Consider the following 24,483-nt stretch of genomic DNA (forward strand, 5'->3'; position numbering starts at 1 on the left):
ACCCGCGTCAACACACCCAACGAAATATGGTCCGTCAACCGCTGAGAATCATCCGGTTTCACCCATCCCACACGCGGCATGACTCAAGAATAACACCCTTGTCATTCTAAGTAAACGGTATTGGGCTTAGCCTCGGGGACTGTCTGAATAACGGTTGATCCGGTCCTTGGTTCGACACGCCGAGCCCAGCTTGGCGGGAAGGATCGATGATGACCGAAACACTGGATCCCATGGCAGCGACCGAGGTGGATCAGAAGCAGTTGGCCGAACAGCTCCTGGCTCAGGCCAAGGAGCAGGGCATCGAGTTGATGGGCCCGAACGGGCTGTTGAATCAGCTCACCAAGAACGTCCTCGAAACGGCGTTGGATGCGGAGATGACCGAGCACCTCGGCTACGAGAAACACGATGCCGCCGGCCGCGGTAGCGGCAACTCCCGAAACGGAACCCGCTCGAAGACAGTGCTCACCGAGATCGGACCGGTGGAGATCGAGGTTCCACGTGACCTCGATTCGTCGTTCGCGCCGCAGATCGTCAAGAAGCGACAGCGGCGTCTGACGGGCATCGACGAGGTCGTATTATCGCTTACTGCAAAGGGTTTGACGACCGGTGAGGTGTCCGCGCACTTCCAGGACATCTACGGCGCGACGGTCTCGAAGGACACCATCTCCCGGATCACGGACAAGGTCGTCGGCGAGATGACCGAGTGGCAGAACCGGCCACTGGACCGGGTGTATCCGGTGATGTTCATCGACGCCGTGCACGTGAAAGTCCGGGACGGTCAGGTCACCAACCGGCCGATGTACGTCGCGATCGGTGTCACCGTGAATGGCGAACGCGACATCTTGGGAATCTGGGCCGGCGAGGGCGGTGAAGGTGCGAAATTCTGGCTCTCGGTCCTGACGGAAATCAAGAACCGAGGTGTCGCCGATGTGTGCATCGTGGTGTGTGACGGCCTGAAGGGTCTGCCCGAGGCGATCAACACCGTCTGGGAACTGGCAGTGGTGCAGACATGCATCATTCATCTGATACGCAACACCTTTCGGTTCGCGTCCCGGAAGTTTTGGGATGAGATGTCGCGTGATCTCAAGCCCGTCTACACCGCTCCGTCGGAGTCTGCGGCGAAGGAACGGTTCGCCGAATTCACAAAGAAATGGGGACAGCAGTACCCGGCGATCATCAAGATGTGGAACGCCGCGTGGAGCGAATTCGTGCCGTTCCTGGACTACGACGTCGAGATCAGGCGGGTGATCTGCTCGACCAATGCCATCGAGTCCGTCAACGCCCGATACAGACGTGCTGTGCGGGCGCGTGGGCACTTCCCGACCGAGCAGGCAGCACTCAAATGTCTGTACCTCGCCACGCGTGCACTGGACCCGACCGGGAAAGGTAAGGCACGATGGGCAATCAGGTGGAAGCCAGCGCTCAATGCGTTCGCGATCACCTTCGAAGGACGCATCACCCCGAACGGAAACTAACCGACACCGAGGTCGGATCCACCGTTAACCTGACACTCCCCGCGTACGAGCCGTCGATGGATCAGGCTCGATTGGGATGCCAGGACGAGATGGCCCAGATGACGATGACGTTCAAGACGATGAGGATGATCGACCACCACGGGTAGTACGGCAGCGATAGGAAGTTCGCGATGAGCGAGAGGGCCGCCAGTGATAAGGCGACGACTCGGGCCCAGGTCGCGGTCATCATCATGCCGATCGCGACTGCTACTGCGAGCACGCCGAGGACGATATAGATCCAACCCCATGTGGTGAGGTCCAACTTGTAGATGTAGTCACCCGGCATCACGAATATTTCGTCTTTGGAGACGCCGGCGATACCGCGCAGGATGCTCAGCATGCCTGCCACAAGTAGCAGGATCGCTGCGAACATGGTGATGCCTGCGGCAAAGCCCTGGCGGACTGGATGCGACGTGGTTGTCATGGTGTGTCCTTTTCGTCGGTGTCGGTATCTGACTGGGATGGGTCTTTCTCGGGAAGTGGGCCGCCGATCAGCACATCGACCCAACGTGTCGATGGGTCGATATCCAACAGCAGGGCCTTGACGAACAGGGTCAGCGGAATAGCGAGAATGGCACCGAGGCCGCCGAGGACCCAAGTCCAGAAGACCAGCGACAAGAAGGTGATGGTGACACTCAATCCGACTGCGTCACCGACGATTTTCGGTTGGATGATCGACTGGATGACGAAGTTGATCACGCTGTAGACGACGATCACCCACACCATCAGCATCGGTCCGCTGTCGAGCAGCGCCATCAGCGCGGGCGGGATCACGCCGATGACGAAGCCGATATTGGGGATGTAGTTGGTGACGAACGCCAGTAGCGCCCACAACACCGGCAGCGGAACGCCCATCAGCCACAGTGCGCCGCCGTCGATAACTGCGACGATCGCACCGAACACCGTGGAGACCACCAGGTACTTGCGGGTGCCATGGGCGAAATTGGCCAGCGCCTGGACGGCGGCGGGGCGGTGTGACGCGACCACGGCCAGTCGCTCACGGATACTCATCCCGTCGACCGCCATGAACAGCAGGAGGACGACGACGAAGGCGAGGTTGGAGAACAAATCGACGACTCCGCCGAGTAGCGTCTCGAGCAGTCCGACGGCTCTGCCGACGTCGATGCCCTGCAGTGCCCTGTTGATCTGGTCGATGCTGACGCCCGAGTATGCGAGCCAGCCGCGCGCGTGGTCGAGCTGGTCGGAGTAGACCGGTAGCTGTGAAGCCAGTTGCGCAACCGACAGGGCAAGCGCGCCGACGAGTGCTACGAGGATGAGCATTACCGCGCTGAAGGCAGCGAGCATGCCCAGCCAACCTGGCCAGCCGCGTTTGCGCGCCCAATCCTGGATCGGCTGCACGGTCACGGTCAGTATCAAGGCCAGGAAAGTCGGCCCGATGACACTGGAAAACAGAGTGATGCCGGCAACGGTGACAACCACGGCGGCGAGCGACAACAGCACGACAAGGCCGCGGGGAATCGCCCAATCTTGCCCGACTGGCCCTGCTGTTGCTGGGCTCGGTGCCCGCATCGCTGCTCCTTGGTCGAGGGATTGCCCCGTGCGAGTTGACGATAAGGACTACCGGCGACCGACCGGATCCCCCGATACGGGTGAACTCGAGCGGCAAGTCGGCTGGGACTCATCCCATTGGGATGATGCGCAAGGACAGTGATGTCGCCGACGATGATCGACAGGATGTCGGACGGATGGTGGATAGGCGAGGTTCGAAAGGATCGCGATGCTGGAACATCTGGTGCCGACCGATCAGCGTCGAACGTTGGACGAGCTGACCGACAAACTCGATCTGTCGGTCGGCCAGGTCACCGCGAAGCGGTCGGCGTTCTGGATCATGTTGGTGCTGTCCGGTGTCATCGCAATCTCCGGTGTCATCGGTGATTCCTCTGCCACGGTGATCGGCGCAATGATCGTGGCGCCGTTGTCGACGCCGATCCTCGGCGTCGCGCTGGGCGTGGTGACCGGCCGTTCCTCGCTGATAGGCCGCAGTCTGTTGCTGGTGACGGGCGGCGTTGTGGTGGTCGTCGTGCTGGGGTTCCTTTTTGCGCAACTGCTTCCGAATCCGGGCAACGTCTTGTCCAATGCTCAGGTCCTCGGTCGCACGTCGCCGACACTGATGGACCTGACCGCCGCGCTGGCCACCGGCCTGGTCGCGGCAGTTGCGGTCACCCGACGTGACGTCGGTGACGTGCTCCCCGGCGTCGCGATCGCGATCTCGCTGGTGCCGCCGCTGGGAGTGGTCGGCGTCTGCCTCGGCTCAGAGGTTCCCTCTCTCGCGTTCGGCGCATTCGTCCTGTTCGCTTCGAACGTGCTCGCCATGATCATCATGGTGACGACGGTGTTGCTCATCGCTGGCTACGCGGGCGACGCTGACGCCTCGACTGCTCGGCGCGGTCGCGCCTACCTCGTGCTCGGCGCGGCGATGGTGCTCGTCGTGGTGCCGTTGGTGATCAACTCGCTCTCGAGCCTGTGGGCCGGGCAGATCGCCGATGCGGCCCGCGACTGGCTCCGCGACGAGCCGGGTGCACAGGTCGTCGACGTCACCTTGCACGGCGATACCGCCACGGTCGCTGTGCTCGGGCCCGACCCACTACCCTCAGTGCAGCAATTGCAAAGCAGCGTCGACGATCTCATGCCGTGGAACCCGAACATCGTCATCGTCCACACCGTCGGAGCTCGACTGCAACAGGAGCGATGACCACCGCGGGTGATCCCGTTCGACCACCTCAGCCGAGCAGCTTCGCCTTCGCAGCGGCGAACTCCGCGTCCGACAGCGCTCCCGACTGATGCAATTCGCTCAGCTTCGTCAATTCGGCGACTACATCGTTGCCACCGGAGGGCTGCTGAGGAGGTGGGGGAGGGGGAGTGTAGACAGGCGCCTGCTGTTCAGCTTGGGGCTGCTGTTCGGCCGACTTTCTGCGCGCACGGTTGTTGACGGCATTGGAGGTGGCGGTCGCCGTTCCAGCGACGACCGCGGTCCGTGCCACAGTGCCCAGCAATCCCGGTCGCCCGCCACGGCCCATCCGAAGTGGCATGTCGTTTCCTCTCTAGGTTTTGCTCGCTGCGGCCACAGCGGCCTCGACGGCGTCGCGCGGAACCCGAACATGCAGGGTCACTACACCTTTCGCATCACGCACCGCCGCGGCCAACTTGTTGGCCCAGCTCTGTTCGAAGACCAGCACCACCGTCGTTGTCTCCGGTTCCATCGATGCTCTGACCATGTCGAGGTCGGTGTCGCTGACCAGGTCGATGTCTGCGGCGGTGAGTCCGGTCAGACCCACCGTCTCGAGGTCGTCGTCGATCTCACGTTCGGTGATCGCCCCGGATGTGTCCATCGACAGCACTATCAGGTCGAGTAGCGTCACTCGGCCGTCACTGACCACCTCGGTCAGCGCGTCGGTGATCCCCGCGTCGATCGAGTTGCCGGGAAAGGTGAGTACGAGGAATTCGACCGGTCCCAGAACTGGTGTTGATCCCATGGGTGACATGGTGCGCCGTACCCGAGCCGCGCGCTTCACCCGTACGAGGTGAATCGCGACCTCCGGGCGGCGCCTAGCCTCGTGGAATGCGCTCTGTCATCGGCGACCTGCTTCCGCTGGCTATCGGTGTGGCACTGTCGCCGGTCCCGATCATCGCCGCGATTCTGATGATCATGTCCAAGAATGCCGGCGGTGCGGCGAAAGGGTTCGCGGTCGGGTGGGTCGCGGGAATTCTGATCGTCACCACAGTGGTGACCCTTCTCGCGGGCTCACTGAGCGATTCTGGCGACGAAGACCCCACGGCGTCGTCGACGTCGTGGGTCAAAATCGTGCTCGGTCTCGCGCTGCTGGCGCTGGCGGGGCGGCAGTGGCGGGCGCGCTCGGACACCTCGGCTCAGGGCTGGATGCAGGCGATCGACACCCTCACGGTGGTCAAGGCGACCGGGCTCGGCGCACTGCTGTCAGGGGTGAATCCGAAGAACCTTCTGCTGTGTGCATCGGCCGGCGTCGTGATCGGTGCCGGGGGTCTGGGCACGGGTGGTTCGGTCACCGCGATTCTCGTGTTCACCCTGCTGGCCTCGACGACGGTTCTCGCGGTGGTGATCGGCTACCTGGTCGCCGCCGACCGGCTACGGCCAGTGCTGACCAGCCTGCGGGATTGGTTGCAGGCCAACACCCACGCAGTGATGGCGATCGTGCTGGTGGTGATGGGTTCCGTAGTAGTCGGCAGGGGTATCGGTGGTCTGTAGTCGAAATGAGTCCGTCGAGTTCACCCGCATCGGGTGATCCGTTATACGCGGGCGGGGCCTATGTTCGATCGAGCCGTCGTATACGCGGGCTGTCCACGGTGTCCGCTGCTGAGTCTCAGGTACCACCACATCGCGGTCGGGTTGGACCCACGGGCCCGACTGGGAAGCACTAGGAGTCGACCATGGCAGAGAAGTCGAGCGTAGAACGAGGAAACCTCCCGATACCCGATCGCCAATACCTGGGTTTGGTGACCTACGACGCCAAGGATCCCGACACGACCTTTCCGCCTATCGAGCCGCTGTTGCCGCCGGAAGGTGCACCGAATGTGCTGGTGATCCTGCTTGACGATGTTGGCTATGGCGCCAGCAGCGCCTTCGGCGGGCCCGTGGCGACACCGACCGCCGAACGGCTGCAGGGCGGTGGGCTTACCTACAACCGCTTCCACACGACAGCGCTGTGTGCCCCGACCCGCGCGGCCCTGCTCAGCGGCCGTAACCATCATTCGGTCGGTATGGGGATGATCACCGAGACGGCGACGGCTGCACCTGGTTCGTCGGGGCTGCGACCGAACACCAAGGCCGCGCTACCGATGACGTTGAAGCTCAACGGGTACGCGACCGCCCAGTTCGGCAAATGCCACGAGGTGCCTCCATGGCAGACGTCACCGGTAGGGCCCTTCGACTCGTGGCCGACCGGCGGCGGCGGTTTCGAGTACTTCTACGGCTTCATCGGCGGCGAGAACAACCAGTACTATCCCGCCCTCTACGAGGGTATCGCTCCGGTGGAAGCCGATAGGACGCCGGAAGAGGGCTACCACCTCACCGAGGATCTCGCCGATCGCGCCATCGACTGGGTGCGCACCCAGAAAGCGCTGGCCCCGGAGAAGCCGTTCTTCGTCTACTTCGCTCCCGGTGCCACTCACGCGCCACACCACGTACCTCCCGAGTGGGCCGACAAGTATGCGGGCAAGTTCGCCGATGGCTGGGATGCCCAGCGCGAAGCGATCATTGCCCGGCAGAAGGAACTCGGGGTGGTGCCGGCTGATGCCGAGTTGACGCTCCGACCAGATGTGATTCCGTCGTGGGATGAGATGAGCGACGAGCTCAAACCTGTACTGGAACGGCAGATGGAGGTCTACGCTGGATTTCTCGAGCACACCGACTTCCACGTCGGACGTCTCATTGATGCAGTGGAATCCATTGGTGCACTCGATAACACGTTGATCTACTACATCATCGGCGACAACGGCGCTTCGGCGGAAGGCACCGTCAACGGCGCCTTCAACGAAATGGCCAACTTCAACGGGCTCGCTGCCATCGAGACGCCGGAGTTCATGGCAGAAGTCAAGAACAAGCTCGGCGGCATCGACGCCTACAACCACTATTCGGTGGGTTGGGCATGGGCTATGTGCACACCCTTCCAGTGGACCAAACAGGTGGCTTCACACTGGGGCGGCACCCGCAACGGCACCATCGTGCACTGGCCCGAGGGCATCAGTAGCAAAGGCGAGATCCGCTCTCAGTTCACCCATGTGATCGACGTGGCACCCACGATTCTCGAAGCCGCCGGTATTCCGGCGCCGACGTTCGTCATGGGTGTTCAGCAATCGCCGATCGAGGGCACGAGTATGGCCTACACGTTCGACTCCGCCGACGCTCCTGAACGGCATGACCTGCAGTACTTCGAGATGGCAGGCAACCGGGGCATCTACTTCCGGGGTTGGAGCGCAGTTACCCGGCACAGCACGCCATGGCTGCCCAACGAAGTGCTCCCGGCCCTCGACGATGATCTATGGGAGCTCTACGACGGGCGCACCGATTGGACCCAGGCGAGGGATCTGGCCGCCGAATTCCCGGAAAAACTCGCTGTCCTACAGCGATTATGGCTGATCGAGGCCGTCAAATTCAATGTTCTGCCGATCGATGACCGCCGGTTCGAACGGTTGAACCCGACCATCGCCGGACGCCCGCAGCTGATCAAGGGCACCAAACAAGTGCTGTTTCCCGGGATGAAGCGGCTCAGCGAGCACAGCGTCATCGATATCAAGAACAGGTCCTTCAGCGTGACCGCCTCGATCGAAGTACCTCACGAACACACCACCAATGGCGTGATCATCGCCCAGGGCGGCCGATTCGGTGGCTGGGCACTGTATTTCAAAGACGGATACGCGGCATTCGTCTACAACCTTCTCGGCATGACCGAGTTCACCACCACCGCAACCGAAGCTATCCTTGCGGGCAGCCACCAGGTTCGCGCTGAGTTCGCCTATGACGGAGGTGGGCTGGCCAAGGGTGGCGACGTGACTCTGTTCTATGACGGTGATCCGGTCGGTGCAGGCCGCATCGAACAGACTCAACCGCTGATCTTCTCGGCCGACGAGACAACCGATATCGGCGAGGACTACGGCCTGCCCGTCAGTGCCGCCTACAGCGGCATCAGCAAATTCACCGGTCGTATCGACGTGGTCCAAATCGACGTCGGCGATGACGATCACTCCCATCTCATCGACCCCGCGGAGGTTGCCAGGGTCGCGATTTCGCGGCAGTAGCCCGATCGATGTCGCCCCATACCGCTATGGCTTTCGACGCTCGGCGTGCAGTTCGATCCTTCTTCGCGAGTGCGGCGCCACCTCCAAGTTTTCGGGTGCGCCCTCGGGAAGGGTTGCCGCCCAACGGCCGTACCGGGCGGCAAGTGGCGAGGCGCTGAATCCGTGCGCCACGATGGACAGCAGCACTGTCACCGAGGCGACGTCCATCAGGTGATCGGTGACCGCGGTCGAGCCCAGTTCCTCGAGTGCGACGAGCGCGAAGATCACGGTGGCCAGCCCGCGCGGGCCGAACCACCCGACGAACAACACCGTCGGTAGTCTCGAGCCTCGGCCGGCCATTGCCACGGCGACGGGAACCATCCGGACCACGGTCAACGCCCCGAGCGCGATCACGAATGTGCGGAAAGTAGCGTCGGCGAGTGCCGGTCTCACCAGTGCGGCGCCGAAAGCGATCCACACCAGGTAGGACGCGAGAAGCCCGGTGGTTTCGGTGAACTCGGTCTGTGCGCGCAATTCGGCGTTCGCGATGTAGCCGAAGATCATACCGCCGACGAAGGCTGCGACGAATCCGTTCCCCTCGATCGCGACGGCCGCGAAATAGCAGAGCAGCGCCAGCGCGAAGACGGCGACCTGTTCGGAAAGTCGTGATGTCCAATCGTGGCTGCGGCACCACCGCACCACCGCGCCGCCGCCGCCACCGACGGCGACCGCGACCGCGAGGGCGATCGACAGAGACCGAATGGAGTCGATCACCCAGTTCTGATCTCCCAGCTGTCCCGCTTCGGAGGCAACAACCACAATGAGCACGGTCACCACAGGGGTGGACAGACCGTCGTTGAGGCCGCTTTCCACATTCAGTAACCGGCGCACCCGGGACGGTACCCGGGTGTCGGTGAAGACGGTGGCACCCAGCGCAGCGTCCGTCGGGGCGAGCAGTGCCGCGATCAATGCGGCTGCCGCCCAGCCGTGTTCGGGAAACATCCAGTACGCGAGCAGGGTCCCCGAGGCAATGGTGAGTGGCATCCCGATCAGAAGCAGACGCAAGGCGGGGCCGCGATCGACGCCGACTTGTCGCATATGCAGGTGTGAGGCGTCGGAGAAGAGCACCAAGACCAGGGTGACCTCCGCGATGGGGAGCAGCCAGTGGACGTCCGGGGTCAGCGGGACGAGTCCGAAACCGGTGTCGCCGGCAAGTACACCGACCGCCACGAACACCATCGGCGCGGTGACGTTCGACCGAGCCAACCGGGTTGCCGTGATCGAGTAGACGAGCACCGCGCCCAGCACTAACAGGAGGATCGCCGTCTGATCGTCCATCGCTCCTCGTCTCGGCGGCGCCGTCGCCATTCGCCCTCATACGCACCGTAGACGGCGCGGACTTGCCAGTCCTCATCCGTTACGGGCGACCACTCGGCTACGTCGCGCAACAGTACGGCCTGAGTTCTCCGAAGTTGTCGATTTCGGATCTGGATTCGGTGGGCGCCGGGTTCCATGATCCGGGGCATTGCTGTTGCTACGGGCGTAGCTTGGCAGCATGGACGACGCGGAGGGTTCGACACCGGAAGCTGCGAACGACCCTAGGACGCGCTGGCGAAGGCTACCGGATCCCGTGCTGCCGGACTCGGCGATGCAAGACACAGGCGCGCCCTCGTCCTCGTGGGATCGTGAACCGCAATTCGATCCCATTACCGGGTTGATGCGCAATTTCGATTGAGTGCGTCAGACGTTGCCCTTCAGCCAGCGCAGCACGTAGAACTCTACGAATGGCGCGGTGATCTTCCCGAAACCAGCCCATTCGCTGGTCAGAGCGTGCCCTCGGCAGGATTCGAACCTGCGACCTACCCTTTAGGAGAGGGTTGCTCTATCCCCTGAGCTACGAAGGCGAGTTGTGCACGTGCGAGTGTACCGGCTGTGCTTTCAGTCGGCGGCAATCGCGTCGACGATGGTCGAACGTGCAGCGTGGAGCGCTGGTGCGGCGGATCCGACGAGTGCGAGGGCGAGTGCGACCAGTCCGTAGAGCAGGATCGACGGACTGGGGTCGAATGCGATGGCGATGCCGGTGCTTGCTCCGAGGATGAGCGTGCTGAGGTATTGCAGGGCTGCGCCGATGACGAGGCCCAGTATCCCGCCGACGATGCCGACGGCGATGGCCTCGCTGAGGATGGTTCGGCTCAGGGTTCCGCGTCTGGCACCCATGGCGCGCAGCACGCCGAGTTCTCGTCGGCGTTCGAGGACCGACAGCGTCAAGGTGTTCAGCAGTGCGACGGCGGCGACGAGTGAGACGATCCACTGCAGGGCCACAGCCAGCGACCCGGCCTGCGCGATCGACCCGCTCGCACCGTCCAGAGCTTGCTGCCCCGAGCGCACGTACACCTCCGGTGGAAGGGTGTCATCGAGTTCGGACTGCACGGCGGCAGCGTCGCCGTCGGTGGCTAGTTCGAGGTAGGTGGCACCGGGCCGGTCGTACCACTGCTGCATCGATTCGAGCGAGATGGCCATGGTGCCGCCGGCTGCATTGAGGTAGTCGACCACCTGCAGCACCTCGACGCGTTTCGTCCCCGTCGGGGTGGGTAGATCGATGAAGCTGCCTACCGACAAGCCCAGGGCGGCACCGAGATTGCGGGAGACCGCGATGCCGTCACCGCGGAGCACGGCAGCTTTCACATTGTCGTCGAGCACCGCGAGAGTCACCGCATTGCTACCTTCGGCGACGCCCTGGATCGCGACGAGCTCATCGCCGAGCGTCGTGTAGGCCCACTGCCCCTCGACCACACCGGACACCCCGGGTGTACGTCGAACCTGTTCCAGCACTTCCGGACTCAGGGTTGCCCCGGCGGGGACGGCGTTGCTGGAGGTCAACGAAACGTAGATGTCGGTGCGGCCCAGTGAGGACAGCGAATCGGTCGCCGAGGCCGTGAGGTTGTCCAGCGCACCGGACACCCCGACGCTGACTCCGACGGCCACCACGATCGTCATCACCGTCGCCCAAATTCTTCCGGGCGCACGCTCGATGGTTGCGGTGGCGAGCCGTCCGGCCCCACCCCAACGTTTCGGCAGCACAGCGACGGAGTCGACGATCATCGAGGTCCCGCCGATGCACAACGCGACCACTCCCAGCAGGAACAGTGCACCCGCCGCGAGGCTCGCCTGGCCCTCGATGGTCGCCGCGAGTACGACGGCACCGACGATCGCCACGATTCCGACGAGCGTCGCTGGCACCGTCAGAGCACGTTTGGGCCGGGCGTTCGTCTCCGAGCCGCCGACCGCCAGGGCTTCGACGGGGGAGATGCGGTACACCTGTACGGCCGCGAGTGCGGAGGCCGCGACGCACGCCAGTACGCACAGAACGATGGCCGTCGGGATGGCATAGGAAGGCAGCACGTACTCGATGCGAGCGTCGAAAGATTCGAGCAGAAAGGGCGGGAGGCTGTCGATCGCGATGCGCCCCATGGCAATGCCGAGCGGCGCCCCGATGGCCCCACCGATCAGTCCGACGAGTGCAGCCTCGGCCAGCAGATCGCGGACGATTGTTCCGCGTCGACCACCGATGGACCGCAGCACCGAAATGATCGGCCTGCGTTTGGCAATGGCCATGTTCATCACGTTGAACACCAGGAACCCGGCGACGACGAACGCGATGAGCGAGACCATCAGCGTGGCGTTGCGGGTGAGGCTGACGGCGACGTCGGCACGGTCGGCCCGGAAATCGGGATTCATGACGGCGACCCGTCCGGCCACGGCTGCAGTGACCGCATCCTTCGCGTCGCCGACGACGAAGATCGAATCGAGCTGTCCCGCTCTGTCGGTGATCGCCTGTGCCAGCGGCAGCGGGGCGACGATGAAGTTGCCGCCACCGATGCGTTCCGCTCCCGGGCCGCTCACCACCCCGGCGACGGTGACCGTGCGGTTCCCGGCGTCCAGCTCGGCTCCCTCGGTGAGCCCGGTCGCGGGACCGGCGAGCACGGTGTCGGGTTGCGCGAGGTCGGTGACGGACCCCGAGATGGCGCCCTGCAGATCGGAATCGAGCGCGGTGATGGAGGCGTCGACGCCGAGAACGGTGAGTCTTCCGAGATCGGTGATGATGTCGCTGCGCAGTAGCGGAACAGCGGCGTCGACCCCGGGCACGCCACGGACGATGTCGAGTTCGGTTGCCGCGAAACCACTGTCGGTGACGCCGACGATCTCGATGTCGGCATTGCCGGCAATGGTCACCGCGAGTCGCTCGACCGATCCGGTGAGTGAACCGTACGTACCGAGCACCGCGACCAGCAGGGCCGCCGCCACGGCCACCACTGCGGACGAGACGAGCGAGCGCACCCAGTGAGCTCGCAGATCCCGCAACCCGAGAACGCGAAAGCGACTGAGCGCGGTGCGTATCAACTCTGCGACCCGGACAGCACGTCGGTGTCTATGCGGCCATCCTGCATGCTGACGATTCGATCGGTGCTGCGGGCGGCGTCGAGGTCGTGCGTCGCCATGACGACGGCTCGTTGGTCCCCGGCTGCGTGCGCGATATCGGCGAGGATGTCGAGGACGGTGTGCGAGGTCTTGGAGTCGAGGTTGCCCGTCGGCTCGTCGGCGATGAGCAGTGCCGGGTCCATGATCAGCGCTCGCGCGATCGCGATGCGCTGAATCTGTCCGCCGGACAGCTGCGCGGGCCGGTGCTCAGAACGGTGCGCGAGGCCGACCATGTCGAGCAGGCGCATCGCGTCGGACTTGGCTTTGGACATCGGGGTTCCGTCGAGCAGTCTGGGAACGGCGACGTTCTCCCAGGCGGACATCGTCGGCAGCAGATTGAAGAATTGGAACACGAAGCCGACTTCGTGACGGCGGAAGTCGGACTGTTCGTTGTCGGTCAGGTGGGTGATGTCCACACCGTTGAACTCGATGGTCCCCGAATCCGGTACGTCGAGCGCGCCGAGCATGTGCAGCAGCGTGCTCTTGCCCGCCCCGGACGGTGCGACGAGCGAGACGAACTGACCTCCCGAGATGGTGAGGTCCACGCCGTCGAGTGCTCGAACCGGCTGATCACCGGTGTGGTACTCCTTGACGACACCAGTCAGATTCAACGACAGAGCTGCCATGGAATGTGGCTCCAGTTCATAGAGAGAACCGCCCACACAGAATGTGGGCGGTTCTCGTAGCGACAGTGTCCGCCAGTGCGCCTCTCGGCAAGTGGCCGCTCGCAGCGGCAGATGTGTTGGTACCCGGGGCATGGATCGAACACTGTCGATAGGTGTAACCGCCTGCCCCGGCGATTGTATTCCCTACCCGTGTATCCCCTTATGCCACGCCCTGCGCCTCGAGCCTCCGCGCCACGAGCGCGGCCTGGAGATGCCGGATGCCCGACGGTCTCGTCGGATCGAAGCCGGTGAGCTGGGCGATGCGCTTGAGGCGGTAGTCGACGGTGTTGGTGTGCAGGTGCAGCTGCCTGGCCGAACGCTGACGGTTGAGGTCGTGGGAGATGTGGATTTCGAGTGTTTCCAACAGCTCGGGCGAGGCGTCGAGCGGCTCGAGAATCTGTCGAAGGTGACGGCGGCCAGGCCCCGGACGCGTCAACTGATACTCGAGTACGAGGTCGTCCATGCGGTAGAGCCCGGCCGGGCGGTGCAGCTGATGCGCCAGCGAGAGTAGCTCGTGGACCTGGTCCGCAGTGGTGGGAATGTCCGCGATGTCGGCCTGCTCGGCGGTGACGGTCAGCGGGACCTCGGCGGCGGTGGTGAGGCGGTGCACGAGCGCCTCGATCCACTCCTCGTCGTGGACGCCTGGGATGAGCACGGTGCCACCCTCGGTGCTGAGCATCGACAGCGGTGATCGGCCGCAGACCGTCGCAAGTTCGGCCTGCACGCGACGAAGCTTGCGGCGGGCCGCGACAGTGCTCTGAATCGCTGGGTCGTTCTCGTCAGGGTGCGAGGGCACCGACAGCGCCAGCACCAGATAGCTGTCCGAGAGCTCGATTCCGGATTGCCGCGCGACCGACACTGCGTTGTGTCCGCTGAGGAGCGCGGAGACCAAAGTGTGTGCCGCAGTGTGATGCTCGCTTGCCACGGCTTGGAGTTCTTCGACGTAGCTCTTCGATGCTGCGATCGAGACCTTCTCCGACAACAGCACGAACATCCGGGCGGCTTCGATCAGGTCGTTGGTGTCGCCTGCGCCGGCCCGCTTCGACACGAGATTCCAGCCGATCTGGATGCCCTCGTGGTAGACGGTGAGCACCGATTCGAGGGGGACTCCCTCGCGTGCCCACTGGCTGGCCTTGGCGCGCAGCTCGGCCAGGTCGCTCTCGTTCGGGGCGCGACGCTCGTCCAGCATCTGGACGGCGATGCTGATGCACTTGACGGTGAACTCGGTGACGTCGCCGTGCAGCTGCTCGCCGGGTAGAGATCCACACGGAGTGTTGGCAGCGAAATGGCCCACCAGCAACCGTGCCACGGCGCGAAAGTCGCGAAGTGGAGCGGACGCAGGCTGGCCAGCAACCATGATTCCGAGGCTCGCGGTGTTGTGAACGCTCACAGATCAGCCCTTCGTGTAAGAACTTCGGCTCCGGCGAGGAAACAAGTTACTGATGCGTATTGTTGCGGATCCTCGTACATCTGCGAGGAAAACCGAGCGAAAATACCAGTTTAAAATACTTCAAGTTTGTTTCACGCCCTCTAACGAACTCGATCATAGGGTGTTATCAACGCGTTATCCAGGTTTTGGTGCAATCAGATTGTGAAGCCTCTCAATCAGAGCCATCGGCAGGTTGCGACATTGCCTAAACATCTCCCGTTTGTTCTCGTTGCTCTCCTCGGGCGCCTACCTTTCAGAACTGCACACGATCAAACGATGGGGGTGAGACGGTGAACAGCTCGACAAGGCTCGCTCTGCTTCATGAACTAGAACCCGCTATCGAGTCTCTGCTCGCTCGCCACCGAAGCTCCATGCAACCGTGGGCGCCGTCCGATTTTCTCGATTCGGAGCTGCACCGGGGTCAACGTCGACCGGCACTGTCGGAAACCGCGAAGGCCGCACTCGTCACCACGCTGCTCACCCACAACAACACCGTGCGATCGCTCCATGCCATCCGTACTCCGTCGCGGGGCTCGTGGTGGGGCTGGTCGGAGCAGTGGACCGCCGAGAAAGAACTGCACGCCGACGCGATTCAGCAATACCTCGTGGCCAGTGCAAGTGTGGATCCCGTTGCCCTCGACCGCGCTCGATTCCAGTGCATGACAATAGGTATCGAATCTCCCATGGAGGGTGATCACCTACTGCGCTCCATCGCCCACGCCACCATCGACGTCATGGCGACGATGGCCAGCCACCGCAACACCGCAGTCGAATGCGCCGATCCTGTTGCAGAAGCGCTGCTCGGCCGCATCCTCGCAGACCAGGAGCGGCACGTCTCGTTCTATCGCGATATCGCAGCTGCTGCACTCGAGATCGCTCCCGCCCGGACCGTCAAGGCCATCACCGAGGTCGTCATGAACTTCCGGATGCCCGGCACCGGCCTCGCCGGCTTCGAGCGAAGCGCGATGCTGATCGCGCGCGACGGAATCTACGATCTTCGGTGCCATCTCGACGAGGTCCTACTACCGGCGCTGCGTCAGTGGCGGATTTTCGAGCGCACCGACCTCGGCGTCGGCGAAGCGAGCCGATCGGTGCTGGCTGACTTCCTCGATGACCTCGAGAACCAGGCCACCGCCGCCGAGCAACTCCGGCTCCGCGCCCGTGCGCGCGAAGCCGAAACACTTCGAGCGTCCTGACGACGCTCGAACACAATCCCCCGGGGGGTCTGTGGGAAAGTCTCCTTCTCTCCGGTTTCCTCAACGGAACCGGAGAGAAGGAACTTGCACTGTTCATCTCCGGATTCAGCCGCCTTGCTCATGCGGCACCCGGCCAACCACGCTCTCGTCTATCCTGGGCGTAACCCACGGTCGGAGGCACGAAACGTGACGAAGTTCAGCATCGATGTCTGACAACACGATTTCTGACAACACCATCGTCGTCGGGATCGACGGCTCGGAGTCGGCGGACCGCGCTGTCGTCTGGGCCGCGCAGACTGCCGCCAGTCGATCTCGCCCGTTGCGCATCGTCACCGCCGTCGAACTGCCGACGCACCTGAAAGACGATCAGATCGCAGAATCCAGAGCGATCGCCGGTTCACGCCTGGCTGCCGCCGAAACGCTTGCCCGCGAAGTGGTGACCGAACCGCCGATTTCCGTCACCACCGACGCGCCCGAAGGCAACGCCATCGACGTACTCATCGCCGAGTCAGCGAATGCCGCCATGATCGTGGTGGGTGAGAGTGGCTTGGGAGACACGGTGTCCGGCATGCTGGGTTCGGTCGCCAACGCGTTGTGCGCCCATGCGAACTCGCCGGTGGCTGTGGTCCGAGGCCGCAGCATCGACGGTCGCCCACCCATGCTGGGGCCCGTCGTCGTCGGGATCGACGGCTCCGAGGCCAATCAGCCTGCCGTCGCTACGGCCTTCGAGGAGGCTTCGCAACGCGGCAATCCACTCGTCGCGGTGCACGTGTGGTCGGACGTGTCGCTGACCCAGCTACCGGCGGTGCCGGATCAATGGGAGGACATCGCCTCGGCGGAGGAGGCAGTGCTCGCTGAATGCCTCGCCGGCTGGCAGGAGAAGTACCCCGATGTCGAGGTACGACGCGTCGTCGCGCAGGACCGCCCGGTGCGCGTCATCGCGCAGCTGTCCGAGCAGGCCTCGCTGATCGTCGTCGGTAACCGCGGGCGGGGCGGGTTCAAAGGGATGCTGCTCGGTTCGACGAGTTACGCTCTCGTCCACACGGCAGACTGCCCCGTGCTCGTGGTGCGGCGCTAGACCGAGACCGTCAGCAGAAACGCGACGTCCTCGACTGCTTCGACGCTGTGTCGGGCGTCCGGTATGACCAGCAGGTCACCCGCGGAGCCCTTCCAGGACTTCTCGCCACTGATGAGCTTGAGCTGCCCGCTGATGACGAGGACGGTCGACTCGCCGTTCAGGTCGTGCTCGGCCAGGCTGTTGCCCTCGGCCAACGCGACGACGGTCTGGCGGAGGTGACGTTGATGGCCCCCGTAAACGGTCTGTGAGCTTCGGCCACTGGACGCGCCCACGGCAAGCTTGAGCTGTTGTCGGGCAAGGGCGGTGAGTGACTTCTTGTCCATGTGATCAGTATGACTTACCGGGCCGTCCGCGCAGCGCAGTCTTACCGAAAGTTCGTGTACATCAACTAGGTTGGTAAGCCTTGCCGTACACGGTGAAGCGGTAGCGCGTACCGTCCTTGCGGCTGCTCTGCCACTCGCCGGTCGACGCGTGCCAGCCGTCGGGAATCTCCGGGGCGAGCGTGTCGCCGTCGACCACGATGTCGATCTCGCTCACGTGCAGCTCGGTGGCCAACGGCATTGCTGCGCGGTAGATTTCACCACCACCCATCACCCAGGCCGTATCACCGTCGACCAGCTCGAGGGCCTCCTCGATACCGGCCGCGGCGACGGCGCCCGCTGCCTGCCAATTCGGGTCCCGCGTCACGACGATGTTGAACCGACCGGGCAGCGGCCGAAACCTCGCCGGCAGCGAGTCCCACGTCCTGCGACCCATGATGACCGGGTGGTCGGCAGTGATGCTCTTGAAATGCGCCATGTCCTCGGGGACGTGCCACGGGATGGCGTTGCCGTCACCGATCACTCCGCCCGAAGCCTGCGCCCAGATCAACGCGATGCGGGTGGGGCTCATACGGCGACCGGGGCCTTGATCGCCGGGTGGTGTCGGTAGTCGACGATCTCGATGTCCTCGAACTCGTAGTCGAAGATCGAATCTCGACGACCCAACTTCAACTCGGGATACGGATACGGTTCCCGGCTGAGCTGCTCGCTCACCTGCTCACGGTGATTGTCGTAGATGTGGCAATCCCCGCCGGTCCAGATGAAATCTCCGACACCCAGACCGGTCTGCGCGGCGACCATATGCGTGAGCAGTGCGTAGCTCGCGATGTTGAACGGCACCCCGAGGAACAGGTCTGCGCTGCGCTGATACAGCTGGCAGGACAGTTTCCCGTCGGCGACGTAGAACTGGAAGAACGCATGGCAGGGCGGCAGCGCCATCTGCGGAATCTCACCGACGTTCCACGACGAGACGATCATTCGTCGGGAATCGGGGTTGGTGCGGATGGTATCGATGACCTGCGAGATCTGATCGATGTGCTCGCCGGAGGGTGTCGGCCACGACCGCCACTGGACGCCGTACACGGGTCCGAGTTCACCGTCGGGCGCCGCCCACTCGTCCCAGATACTGACGCCGCGCTCCTGCAGCCACTTCGCGTTCGATTCGCCCCGGAGAAACCACAGCAACTCGTAGACGATGGACTTGAGATGCACCTTCTTGGTGGTGATCAGCGGAAAGCCGTCGGCGAGGTCGAAGCGCATCTGGTGGCCGAAGATGCTGGTCGTTCCCGTGCCAGTACGGTCCGATTTCGCGGTACCGGTGTCGAGAACGTGACGGAGCAGGTCCTCGTACGGGGTTGAAACCATCCGACGAGTCTATGCGTTGGTCTCGGTTTACGGCGCACAGAGGCCGCATAATGGGCTTATGCCCGAGCTACCCGAGGTCGAAGCGCTCGCGGGGTTCCTGCGTGAGCACGCCGTCGGCGCTGTGATCGGCCGGATCGACATCGCTGCACTGAGCGTGCTCAAGACTTTCGACCCGCCGTTGACCGAGTTGCAGGGCCGCGACGTCACCGGGGCCGCGCGTTTCGGCAAGCATTTGGCGCTGCAGGCCGGTGAGCTGTGGCTCGTCACGCATCTCTCGCGCGCAGGATGGTTGCGTTGGGTCGACGCGCCGTCGCCCACGCCACCGAAACCGAGCAAGGGCCCGCTGGCGCTCCGCATTCATTTCTTCACGCCGGAGGGGCTCACGCCGGCCGTCGACCTCACCGAAGCCGGCACCAAGAAGCGCCTCGCGGTGTGGGTGGTGCGTGATCCGCAGCAGGTGCCGAGCATCGCGAAGCTCGGGCCCGACGCGCTCGCCGTCACCGAGCCGGAGTTCGTGGAGATACTCGGCGGCACCAGCGCCCGGCTCAAGACATCATTGGTCGATCAGTCTCTCATCGCCGGCATCGGCAATGCGTACTCGGACGAGATTCTGCATGTGGCGAAGTTGTCGCCGTTCGCGGCGTCGAACAAACTCGATGCCGCTACCGTCGCGGTCCTCTACCGGGCGATGCGCGAGGTACTCGCGGGCGCCGTCTCCCGCTCCGAGGGGCAAGACGCCGCGCGCCTGAAAGGGGAGAAGCGTTCGGGGATGCGTGTGCACGCCAGGACGGGGCTGCCCTGCCCGGTGTGCGGAGACCCGGTGCGCGAGGTGTCCTACGCCGAACGCTCCTTTCAGTACTGCGCGACATGTCAGACGGGCGGCAAGATCCTCGCCGACCGCCGCATGTCGCGTCTGCTCAGGTAGCGGAGGGCTCGGTCTTCTGGCTTGCGTAGCCGCGGTAGCCCTCCCACGCTTGACGACGGTCGCGCCTGGGGTCGCGCTGGACCCGCGTCCGCGCGTCGAAGATCATCGTTGAGCGTGTCGCTTCGTCGTATGTCGGCCAGTGGTCCATCGGAGTGCCCGTGCGCGCGAAGTGCAACCAGTTCGACTGCACCTGCTCGGTGACGTGGGCGAATGCTGCGCGTCCACCGGGGACGGTCATGAGCTTGCCGAATGCTGTCTCGTTGATCCCGAAGACCGCGAAGAGCTCGAAACCGTGGGTTGCATGCAGGCCGAGCCACTTCATCACCCGGGGTGCGAAGTCGAAGCGGTAGCTGAACGTCGGCGCCAGCCGTGAGTGCGCCTCGGCGAGTTCGAGCGAGGGCTTCCAGAAGGTGAAGTCGCCGCCGACGTCGATGGCTGCCGCTTCTCCCGGATAGCCGGGGTACGCCTCGACCACGCGGTCTCTCGCGTCCGGATCCGTCAGCGAGAACATCTTGTCGATCCGCTCGGGATTGGTGGGCAGGGCATCGAGAATCTTGGGGAACAGCGTGCCCTCGCGGCTGTTGGTGCCGATGATCAGGGGAACTTGATGGGCAGAGCCGGCATGGCAGGCATCGAGCGGGTTCTCCGGCAGGAAGTCCCCATCGATGACGGGACCGAACGGGTGCAGTCCCGGCGTCCGGTTCAACACGGTGAACGCAAGCTTGGTTCCGGCGCGGCCGAGGCTGGTGACGTCGGCGGAATCGAGAGCCTGCGCGGCATTGTCGCCATTGCCGAGAAATCCGACGAACTCGCGCGCCCATTCCGTGGCCCGCTCCTTGGTGGCGACGAGCCCGGGGGCAGAACTTTCCGCGATGCCGCGGTGGAAGAGGCCGCGCGCTGCGGGCGTCGCCAGCAGGGTGGTGACAGCGTTCCCGCCGGCGGATTCGCCGAAGATCGTCACGTTCTCGGGATCGCCACCGAACTGGGCGATGTTGCGCTGCACCCACTCGAGCGCGGCCACCTGGTCACGCAGCCCGAGATTGGCGTCGAACTGCCTGGCCTCGGTGGAGAACTGCGACAGGTCGAGGTAGCCGAGCACGCCGAGGCGGTAGTTCAAGGAGACGTAGACGATGCCCTCGCTGTCCTCGAGCGACCGTCGCACCAGCGAACCGCCGCCGTACAGCGGGGTCGCGGAGGTGCCGAGGGTGTAGGCGCCGCCGTGGATGAACACCATGACCGGGCGCGGGGTCGAACTCGGGCGGCTCGGCGCGAGCACGTTGAGGGTCAGGCAGTCCTCGCTCGACGGCTGATACTTGCCGGGCGAGAGCATCGTCCCCTTCTTGTGCTGAACGGAGGCGTTGCCCCACTCGGTAGCGTCGCGGACCCCCTGCCAGGGTTCGACGGGAGCCGGCGCGCGCAGGCGCAGCGGACCGACAGGTGGGGCGGCGTACGGGATTCCTCGCCACGTGAGCAGATCCCCGACGGGCTTGCCTTGGACGACGCCGTCCGATGTGGTCACCCTGGTGTTGGCAGACATGAAATCGAGTGTACAAACTGCAACTTACCGATGGGTAGCTTTCGGTGCGTATTGCTCTCCCGGTGAAGCGGACTCGGCCATCGTGGGGTGTGAACTAGGTTGTGAGGTGGCCACCGAAAGGAACCCTCATGTCCGGCAATGCACTACCTCTCGACGGCGTGCGAGTGCTCGAACTCGGGAACTACATCGCCGCGCCGACGGCCGCACGCATGCTCGCCGACTTCGGTGCCGAGGTCATCAAGGTCGAACGGCCCGGCACCGGCGACGAACTACGCAACTGGCGCCTCTACTCCGGAACCACCTCGATGCTGTATCGAACGATCAACCGGAACAAGAAGTCGATCGTGCTGGACCTGCGCACCGAACAGGGCCGTGCAGACGTCGTCGAACTCGCCGCCAAATGCGACATCGTGCTCGAGAACTTCCGTCCCGGCACGCTCGAGAAGTGGGGCCTCTCGCCCGAGGTGCTCAGCGAGAAGAACCCCGATCTCATCATCACCAGGATCTCCGCGTTCGGGCAGACCGGCCCCATGTCGCAGCGGCCGGGGTTTGCGGCGGTGGCCGAGGCCTACGGCGGGTTCCGCAATCTCGTCGGCGACCCGGATCGGCCGCCGGTGCGTGTCGGGGTATCCATCGGGGTATCCATCGCCGGCCTGTACGCGGCATTCGGATGCGTCATGGCGCTGTTCCAGCGACAGGCGTCGACGTCGACGCTTTCCCTCACCCAACGATCCATCGACGTCGCACTCAACGAGTCGATCCTGTCGATGATGGAGTCGCTCATCCCGGATTACCTCGCTTACGGCGTCGAACGGGAGCGGGTCGGGGGACGCATGGAAGGGATCGCGCCCTCGAACGCCTACCCGTGCAACGACGGTTATTCGATCATCATCGCCGGCAACAACGACGCGATCTTCCAGCGGTACATGGAGACGATCGGCCGCCCCGATCTCGGCGGAGATCCGGAACTGGCCTCCAACGCCGGGCGATGGAACAGGCGCGACGAACTCGACGCCGCGATCTCGGCCTGGACCGCGCTGCACAGCCGCGACGAGGCGCTGCGCATTCTCGAGAAAGCCGAAGTGCCGTCGGGGCCCATCTACACCGCGGCGGATGTCGTCGCCGATGAACAGTACAAGGCGCGCAACATGATTCAGACGTTCCCCGTGGATATCGGTGAAGCGGAACCAGCGGACGTGGGTTTCGTCGGTGTGGTTCCGGTGATCGGCGGGCAGTCGGTGCCCATCCGCTCGGTCGGCCCGGATCTCGGTGAGCACACGGCGGAAGTCCTGCGGGACCTGTTGGGAAGGGGCGAGTGATGTACAGATACGAACCACAGGCCCGGTTGCGTGATGTGACGCTGCGTGACGGACTCCAGCTGACCGGCAAACTGCTCGGGACCGAGCGCAAGCTCGAGATCATCAGGAAACTGCTGTCACTCGGAGTGCCCGAGCTCGAAATCGGTTCCATGGCAAGGCCGGACAAGGTGCCGCCGATGGCGAACACGCTCGAGGTCATCGCCGAACTCACCGAGGACGAACTCGCCAGCAGCTGGGTCTGGGTGGCCACGCCCCGCCACGTCGAAAAAGCCGCAGCGGCGGGGGCGCGCAACTTTCAGTATTGCTTCTCGGCCTCGGACGCCCACAACGAGGCCAACATCGGCCGCTCCACCGAGGCTTCGCTGGCCGCGATGCCCGATGCCACCGACATCGCGAGGTCGGTGGGCGGGCAGATCGAGCTCTGCATCGCGACCTCGTTCACCTGCCCCTTCTCCGGCTCGGTTCCCCCGGATCGGATCATCGCCATCGCCCAGGACGACCGCACCGAGGGCGCAACCGACATCGTCATCGCCGACACCCTCGGCCAGGCAGTACCCGCGCAGGTGGCCGCGCTCGTGTCGAGGGTCGCCGCCGAAACACCGAAGCGGCGCATCGTCTTCCACGGTCACGATACCTGGGGGCTCGGCGTCGCCAACACGCTCGCCGCCATTTCTGCCGGTGCGAGCATGGTCGACGGATCGCTCGGTGGGCTCGGCGGGTGCCCCTTCGCTCCCGGCGCCAGCGGCAACACCGCGAGCGAGGACATTCTGTTCGCCACCCGCCCGGATTGGTTCGTGCCAGATACGCTCGCGAGCATGGTCGAACTATCGGAGAAACTCCTCGCAGAGCTCGGCGAGCCCATGCGGTCCAAGACGGTCCAAGGTGCGCGCTCGGGTGCGGCCGCATTCGAGTGGGTCACGTGAAAATACTGGTCACGACGCCGATTCCTGCTCCCGGCATGGACATTCTGGCCGCGGCGGGGGAGGTGGAGGTTCTTGCTGTCGATCACGCCGGACTGAAGGAACGATGTGCATCGGGGGAGTACTCCGTCGTCGTATCGCAGTTGCGTGACCGGTTCGACGCCGAGCTGCTCGAATCCGCTCGGATCACAGGCATTTCCAACTACGCCGTCGGCTACGACAACATCGACGTCGCGGCTGCCGCTGCCCGAGGCATCACCGTCGCCAATACCCCTGGTGTGCTGACCGATTCGACTGCCGATATCGCTCTGCTGCTCATCCTGTCGACGGCCAGGCGTGCGATCGAGGCCGATCATTTTGTGCGCTCGGGAGCATTCGTGGGGTGGGAACCGGAGTTGATGCTCGGCACCGACGTATCGGGTCGCGTGCTCGGTCTCGCTGGTTTCGGCCGGATTGCTCGTGCGACGGCTCGGCGCGCACTCGGATTCGGCATGACCGTCAAGTTCTGCCCTCGACCGCCGGGAGACCGCGAGGTCGACGACGCGGAACTCGGCGAGTTCGCCGGCCGCGTCGCGCACGTGTCCTGGGACGAGCTGGTGGCGACGAGCGACTTTCTGTCGCTGCATGTTCCGCTGACCGAGTCCACGTACCACCTGGTCGACGCAGGCACTTTTCGGGCGATGAAGAACTCGGCGATCCTGATCAATACAGCCCGCGGCCCGATCGTCGACGAAGCCGAACTGGTCACGGCGCTACGCGAACGCGTCATCGCCGGTGCCGGACTGGACGTCTACGAGAGAGAGCCTGTCCTGGCTCCGGGATTGGCGGGCTTGCCCAACACGGTGTTGCTGCCGCACGTTGGCAGTGCGACGGTGTCGGTGCGCTCGGAGATGGCGCGACTGTGCGCGGAGAACGCCGCGGCCATGGCGTCGGGACTGCGGCCGCTGCATCCGGTCGATCCGTGA

22 protein-coding genes and 1 tRNA gene are annotated in these 24,483 nt (G+C 64.2%); 10 read left to right on the forward strand and 13 right to left on the reverse strand.

Annotated elements, in window-relative coordinates; translation table 11 throughout:
• The first annotated feature begins 209 nt into the window (after window positions 1–209).
• Window positions 210–1,475 (forward strand): IS256 family transposase, encoded by a 1,266-nt coding sequence (locus tag KVY23_RS16850; RefSeq protein WP_374108736.1) that lies wholly within the window; start codon window positions 210–212, stop codon window positions 1,473–1,475.
• 61 nt (window positions 1,476–1,536) lie between these two features.
• Here KVY23_RS16850 and KVY23_RS16855 read toward each other — a convergent pair whose 3' ends face one another.
• Together KVY23_RS16855 and KVY23_RS16860 are read right to left on the reverse strand one after the other, a co-directional pair.
• Complete coding sequence (locus tag KVY23_RS16855) at window positions 1,537–1,938, reverse strand: hypothetical protein (RefSeq protein ID WP_230557527.1); 402 nt, start codon at window positions 1,936–1,938, stop codon at window positions 1,537–1,539.
• A complete protein-coding gene (locus tag KVY23_RS16860) occupies window positions 1,935–3,044 on the reverse strand; it encodes an AI-2E family transporter (protein ID WP_230557528.1) in 1,110 nt (369 codons plus the stop codon). Before KVY23_RS16860 ends, KVY23_RS16855 begins: the two co-directional genes overlap by 4 nt.
• 208 nt (window positions 3,045–3,252) lie before the next feature.
• Here KVY23_RS16860 and KVY23_RS16865 point away from each other — a divergent pair, with 208 nt between their 5' ends.
• The gene (locus tag KVY23_RS16865) at window positions 3,253–4,227 is read left to right on the forward strand and encodes a DUF389 domain-containing protein (protein WP_230557529.1); all 975 of its coding nucleotides are present in this window, start codon (window positions 3,253–3,255) and stop codon (window positions 4,225–4,227) included.
• 28 nt (window positions 4,228–4,255) lie between these two features.
• On the opposite strand, the gene KVY23_RS16870 is transcribed toward KVY23_RS16865, so the two are convergent.
• Window positions 4,256–4,564 carry an SHOCT domain-containing protein gene (locus KVY23_RS16870; protein ID WP_230557530.1) on the reverse strand — a complete coding sequence of 103 codons (309 nt, stop codon included), beginning with the start codon at window positions 4,562–4,564 and terminating at the stop codon, window positions 4,256–4,258.
• 12 nt (window positions 4,565–4,576) lie between these two features.
• Complete coding sequence (locus KVY23_RS16875; RefSeq protein WP_230557531.1) at window positions 4,577–5,008, reverse strand: DUF6325 family protein; 432 nt, start codon at window positions 5,006–5,008, stop codon at window positions 4,577–4,579.
• Between the two features lie 86 nt (window positions 5,009–5,094).
• Between KVY23_RS16875 and KVY23_RS16880 the strand changes: the two genes are divergently transcribed.
• Entirely contained in the window at window positions 5,095–5,757 is a 663-nt protein-coding gene (locus KVY23_RS16880) for a GAP family protein (RefSeq protein WP_230557532.1), read from the forward strand.
• A 182-nt stretch (window positions 5,758–5,939) separates the two neighbouring features.
• Window positions 5,940–8,306 (forward strand): arylsulfatase, encoded by a 2,367-nt coding sequence (locus tag KVY23_RS16885; RefSeq protein ID WP_230557533.1) that lies wholly within the window; start codon window positions 5,940–5,942, stop codon window positions 8,304–8,306.
• A 24-nt stretch (window positions 8,307–8,330) separates the two neighbouring features.
• On the opposite strand, the gene KVY23_RS16890 is transcribed toward KVY23_RS16885, so the two are convergent.
• The 5 genes from KVY23_RS16890 to KVY23_RS16910 form a co-directional block, all read right to left on the reverse strand.
• Window positions 8,331–9,623 carry a sodium:proton antiporter gene (locus tag KVY23_RS16890; protein WP_230557534.1) on the reverse strand — a complete coding sequence of 431 codons (1,293 nt, stop codon included), beginning with the start codon at window positions 9,621–9,623 and terminating at the stop codon, window positions 8,331–8,333.
• A gap of 493 nt (window positions 9,624–10,116) precedes the next feature.
• A tRNA-Arg gene (locus KVY23_RS16895) sits at window positions 10,117–10,189 on the reverse strand.
• Window positions 10,190–10,223: 34 nt separating this feature from the next.
• Window positions 10,224–12,623: an FtsX-like permease family protein gene (locus tag KVY23_RS16900; protein ID WP_230557535.1), complete on the reverse strand. Its 2,400-nt coding sequence runs from the start codon at window positions 12,621–12,623 to the stop codon at window positions 10,224–10,226.
• 59 nt (window positions 12,624–12,682) lie between these two features.
• Window positions 12,683–13,381 carry an ABC transporter ATP-binding protein gene (locus KVY23_RS16905; RefSeq protein WP_075837388.1) on the reverse strand — a complete coding sequence of 233 codons (699 nt, stop codon included), beginning with the start codon at window positions 13,379–13,381 and terminating at the stop codon, window positions 12,683–12,685.
• Between the two features lie 208 nt (window positions 13,382–13,589).
• A complete protein-coding gene (locus tag KVY23_RS16910) occupies window positions 13,590–14,819 on the reverse strand; it encodes a CdaR family transcriptional regulator (protein WP_075837306.1) in 1,230 nt (409 codons plus the stop codon).
• Between the two features lie 329 nt (window positions 14,820–15,148).
• On the opposite strand from KVY23_RS16910, the gene KVY23_RS16915 reads away from it, so the two are divergent.
• Complete coding sequence (locus KVY23_RS16915; RefSeq protein WP_230557536.1) at window positions 15,149–16,054, forward strand: acyl-ACP desaturase; 906 nt, start codon at window positions 15,149–15,151, stop codon at window positions 16,052–16,054.
• Window positions 16,055–16,259: 205 nt separating this feature from the next.
• Window positions 16,260–17,132, forward strand: a complete 873-nt coding sequence (locus tag KVY23_RS16920; RefSeq protein WP_230557537.1) for a universal stress protein — start codon at window positions 16,260–16,262, stop codon at window positions 17,130–17,132.
• On the opposite strand, the gene KVY23_RS16925 is transcribed toward KVY23_RS16920, so the two are convergent.
• The 3 genes from KVY23_RS16925 to KVY23_RS16935 all read right to left on the reverse strand — a co-directional run bounded on the left by KVY23_RS16925 (window position 17,129) and on the right by KVY23_RS16935 (window position 18,817).
• Window positions 17,129–17,455, reverse strand: a complete 327-nt coding sequence (locus KVY23_RS16925; RefSeq protein ID WP_075837304.1) for a cupin domain-containing protein — start codon at window positions 17,453–17,455, stop codon at window positions 17,129–17,131. The genes KVY23_RS16920 and KVY23_RS16925 overlap by 4 nt on opposite strands.
• Window positions 17,456–17,516: 61 nt before the next feature.
• Window positions 17,517–18,023: a dihydrofolate reductase gene (locus KVY23_RS16930; RefSeq protein ID WP_230557538.1), complete on the reverse strand. Its 507-nt coding sequence runs from the start codon at window positions 18,021–18,023 to the stop codon at window positions 17,517–17,519.
• Window positions 18,020–18,817 (reverse strand): thymidylate synthase, encoded by a 798-nt coding sequence (locus KVY23_RS16935; protein WP_075837302.1) that lies wholly within the window; start codon window positions 18,815–18,817, stop codon window positions 18,020–18,022. The genes KVY23_RS16930 and KVY23_RS16935 overlap by 4 nt, the downstream gene beginning before the upstream one ends.
• 58 nt (window positions 18,818–18,875) lie before the next feature.
• Between KVY23_RS16935 and KVY23_RS16940 the strand changes: the two genes are divergently transcribed.
• Window positions 18,876–19,742, forward strand: a complete 867-nt coding sequence (locus KVY23_RS16940) for a DNA-formamidopyrimidine glycosylase family protein (protein ID WP_230557539.1) — start codon at window positions 18,876–18,878, stop codon at window positions 19,740–19,742.
• Here KVY23_RS16940 and KVY23_RS16945 read toward each other — a convergent pair.
• Window positions 19,735–21,279: a carboxylesterase/lipase family protein gene (locus tag KVY23_RS16945; protein WP_230557540.1), complete on the reverse strand. Its 1,545-nt coding sequence runs from the start codon at window positions 21,277–21,279 to the stop codon at window positions 19,735–19,737. The genes KVY23_RS16940 and KVY23_RS16945 overlap by 8 nt on opposite strands.
• Window positions 21,280–21,407: 128 nt before the next feature.
• Between KVY23_RS16945 and KVY23_RS16950 the strand changes: the two genes are divergently transcribed.
• Genes KVY23_RS16950 through KVY23_RS16960 form a run of 3 tightly spaced genes read left to right on the forward strand, consistent with a single transcriptional unit; the run spans window position 21,408 to window position 24,483 of the window.
• Window positions 21,408–22,598, forward strand: a complete 1,191-nt coding sequence (locus tag KVY23_RS16950; RefSeq protein ID WP_230557541.1) for a CaiB/BaiF CoA-transferase family protein — start codon at window positions 21,408–21,410, stop codon at window positions 22,596–22,598.
• Window positions 22,598–23,521, forward strand: a complete 924-nt coding sequence (locus KVY23_RS16955; protein WP_268995211.1) for a hydroxymethylglutaryl-CoA lyase — start codon at window positions 22,598–22,600, stop codon at window positions 23,519–23,521. Before KVY23_RS16950 ends, KVY23_RS16955 begins: the two co-directional genes overlap by 1 nt.
• Complete coding sequence (locus tag KVY23_RS16960; protein WP_075837300.1) at window positions 23,509–24,483, forward strand: D-glycerate dehydrogenase; 975 nt, start codon at window positions 23,509–23,511, stop codon at window positions 24,481–24,483. Before KVY23_RS16955 ends, KVY23_RS16960 begins: the two co-directional genes overlap by 13 nt.

Origin of the sequence: Rhodococcus sp. I2R (assembly GCF_020889545.1) — a bacterium.
GTDB lineage: Bacteria > Actinomycetota > Actinomycetes > Mycobacteriales > Mycobacteriaceae > Rhodococcoides.

Coding starts and splice junctions, on each gene's coding strand:
- KVY23_RS16865 (WP_230557529.1), top strand. CDS start 3,253: ATGCTGGAACATCTGGTGCCGACCGATCAGCGTCGAACGTTGGACGAG.
- KVY23_RS16850 (WP_374108736.1), top strand. CDS start 210: ATGACCGAAACACTGGATCCCATGGCAGCGACCGAGGTGGATCAGAAG.
- KVY23_RS16930 (WP_230557538.1), bottom strand. CDS start 18,023: ATGAGCCCCACCCGCATCGCGTTGATCTGGGCGCAGGCTTCGGGCGGA.
- KVY23_RS16925 (WP_075837304.1), bottom strand. CDS start 17,455: ATGGACAAGAAGTCACTCACCGCCCTTGCCCGACAACAGCTCAAGCTT.
- KVY23_RS16860 (WP_230557528.1), bottom strand. CDS start 3,044: ATGCGGGCACCGAGCCCAGCAACAGCAGGGCCAGTCGGGCAAGATTGG.
- KVY23_RS16935 (WP_075837302.1), bottom strand. CDS start 18,817: ATGGTTTCAACCCCGTACGAGGACCTGCTCCGTCACGTTCTCGACACC.
- KVY23_RS16920 (WP_230557537.1), top strand. CDS start 16,260: ATGTCTGACAACACGATTTCTGACAACACCATCGTCGTCGGGATCGAC.
- KVY23_RS16870 (WP_230557530.1), bottom strand. CDS start 4,564: ATGCCACTTCGGATGGGCCGTGGCGGGCGACCGGGATTGCTGGGCACT.
- KVY23_RS16875 (WP_230557531.1), bottom strand. CDS start 5,008: ATGGGATCAACACCAGTTCTGGGACCGGTCGAATTCCTCGTACTCACC.
- KVY23_RS16885 (WP_230557533.1), top strand. CDS start 5,940: ATGGCAGAGAAGTCGAGCGTAGAACGAGGAAACCTCCCGATACCCGAT.
- KVY23_RS16950 (WP_230557541.1), top strand. CDS start 21,408: ATGTCCGGCAATGCACTACCTCTCGACGGCGTGCGAGTGCTCGAACTC.
- KVY23_RS16890 (WP_230557534.1), bottom strand. CDS start 9,623: ATGGACGATCAGACGGCGATCCTCCTGTTAGTGCTGGGCGCGGTGCTC.
- KVY23_RS16880 (WP_230557532.1), top strand. CDS start 5,095: ATGCGCTCTGTCATCGGCGACCTGCTTCCGCTGGCTATCGGTGTGGCA.
- KVY23_RS16855 (WP_230557527.1), bottom strand. CDS start 1,938: ATGACAACCACGTCGCATCCAGTCCGCCAGGGCTTTGCCGCAGGCATC.
- KVY23_RS16955 (WP_268995211.1), top strand. CDS start 22,598: ATGTACAGATACGAACCACAGGCCCGGTTGCGTGATGTGACGCTGCGT.
- KVY23_RS16945 (WP_230557540.1), bottom strand. CDS start 21,279: ATGTCTGCCAACACCAGGGTGACCACATCGGACGGCGTCGTCCAAGGC.
- KVY23_RS16940 (WP_230557539.1), top strand. CDS start 18,876: ATGCCCGAGCTACCCGAGGTCGAAGCGCTCGCGGGGTTCCTGCGTGAG.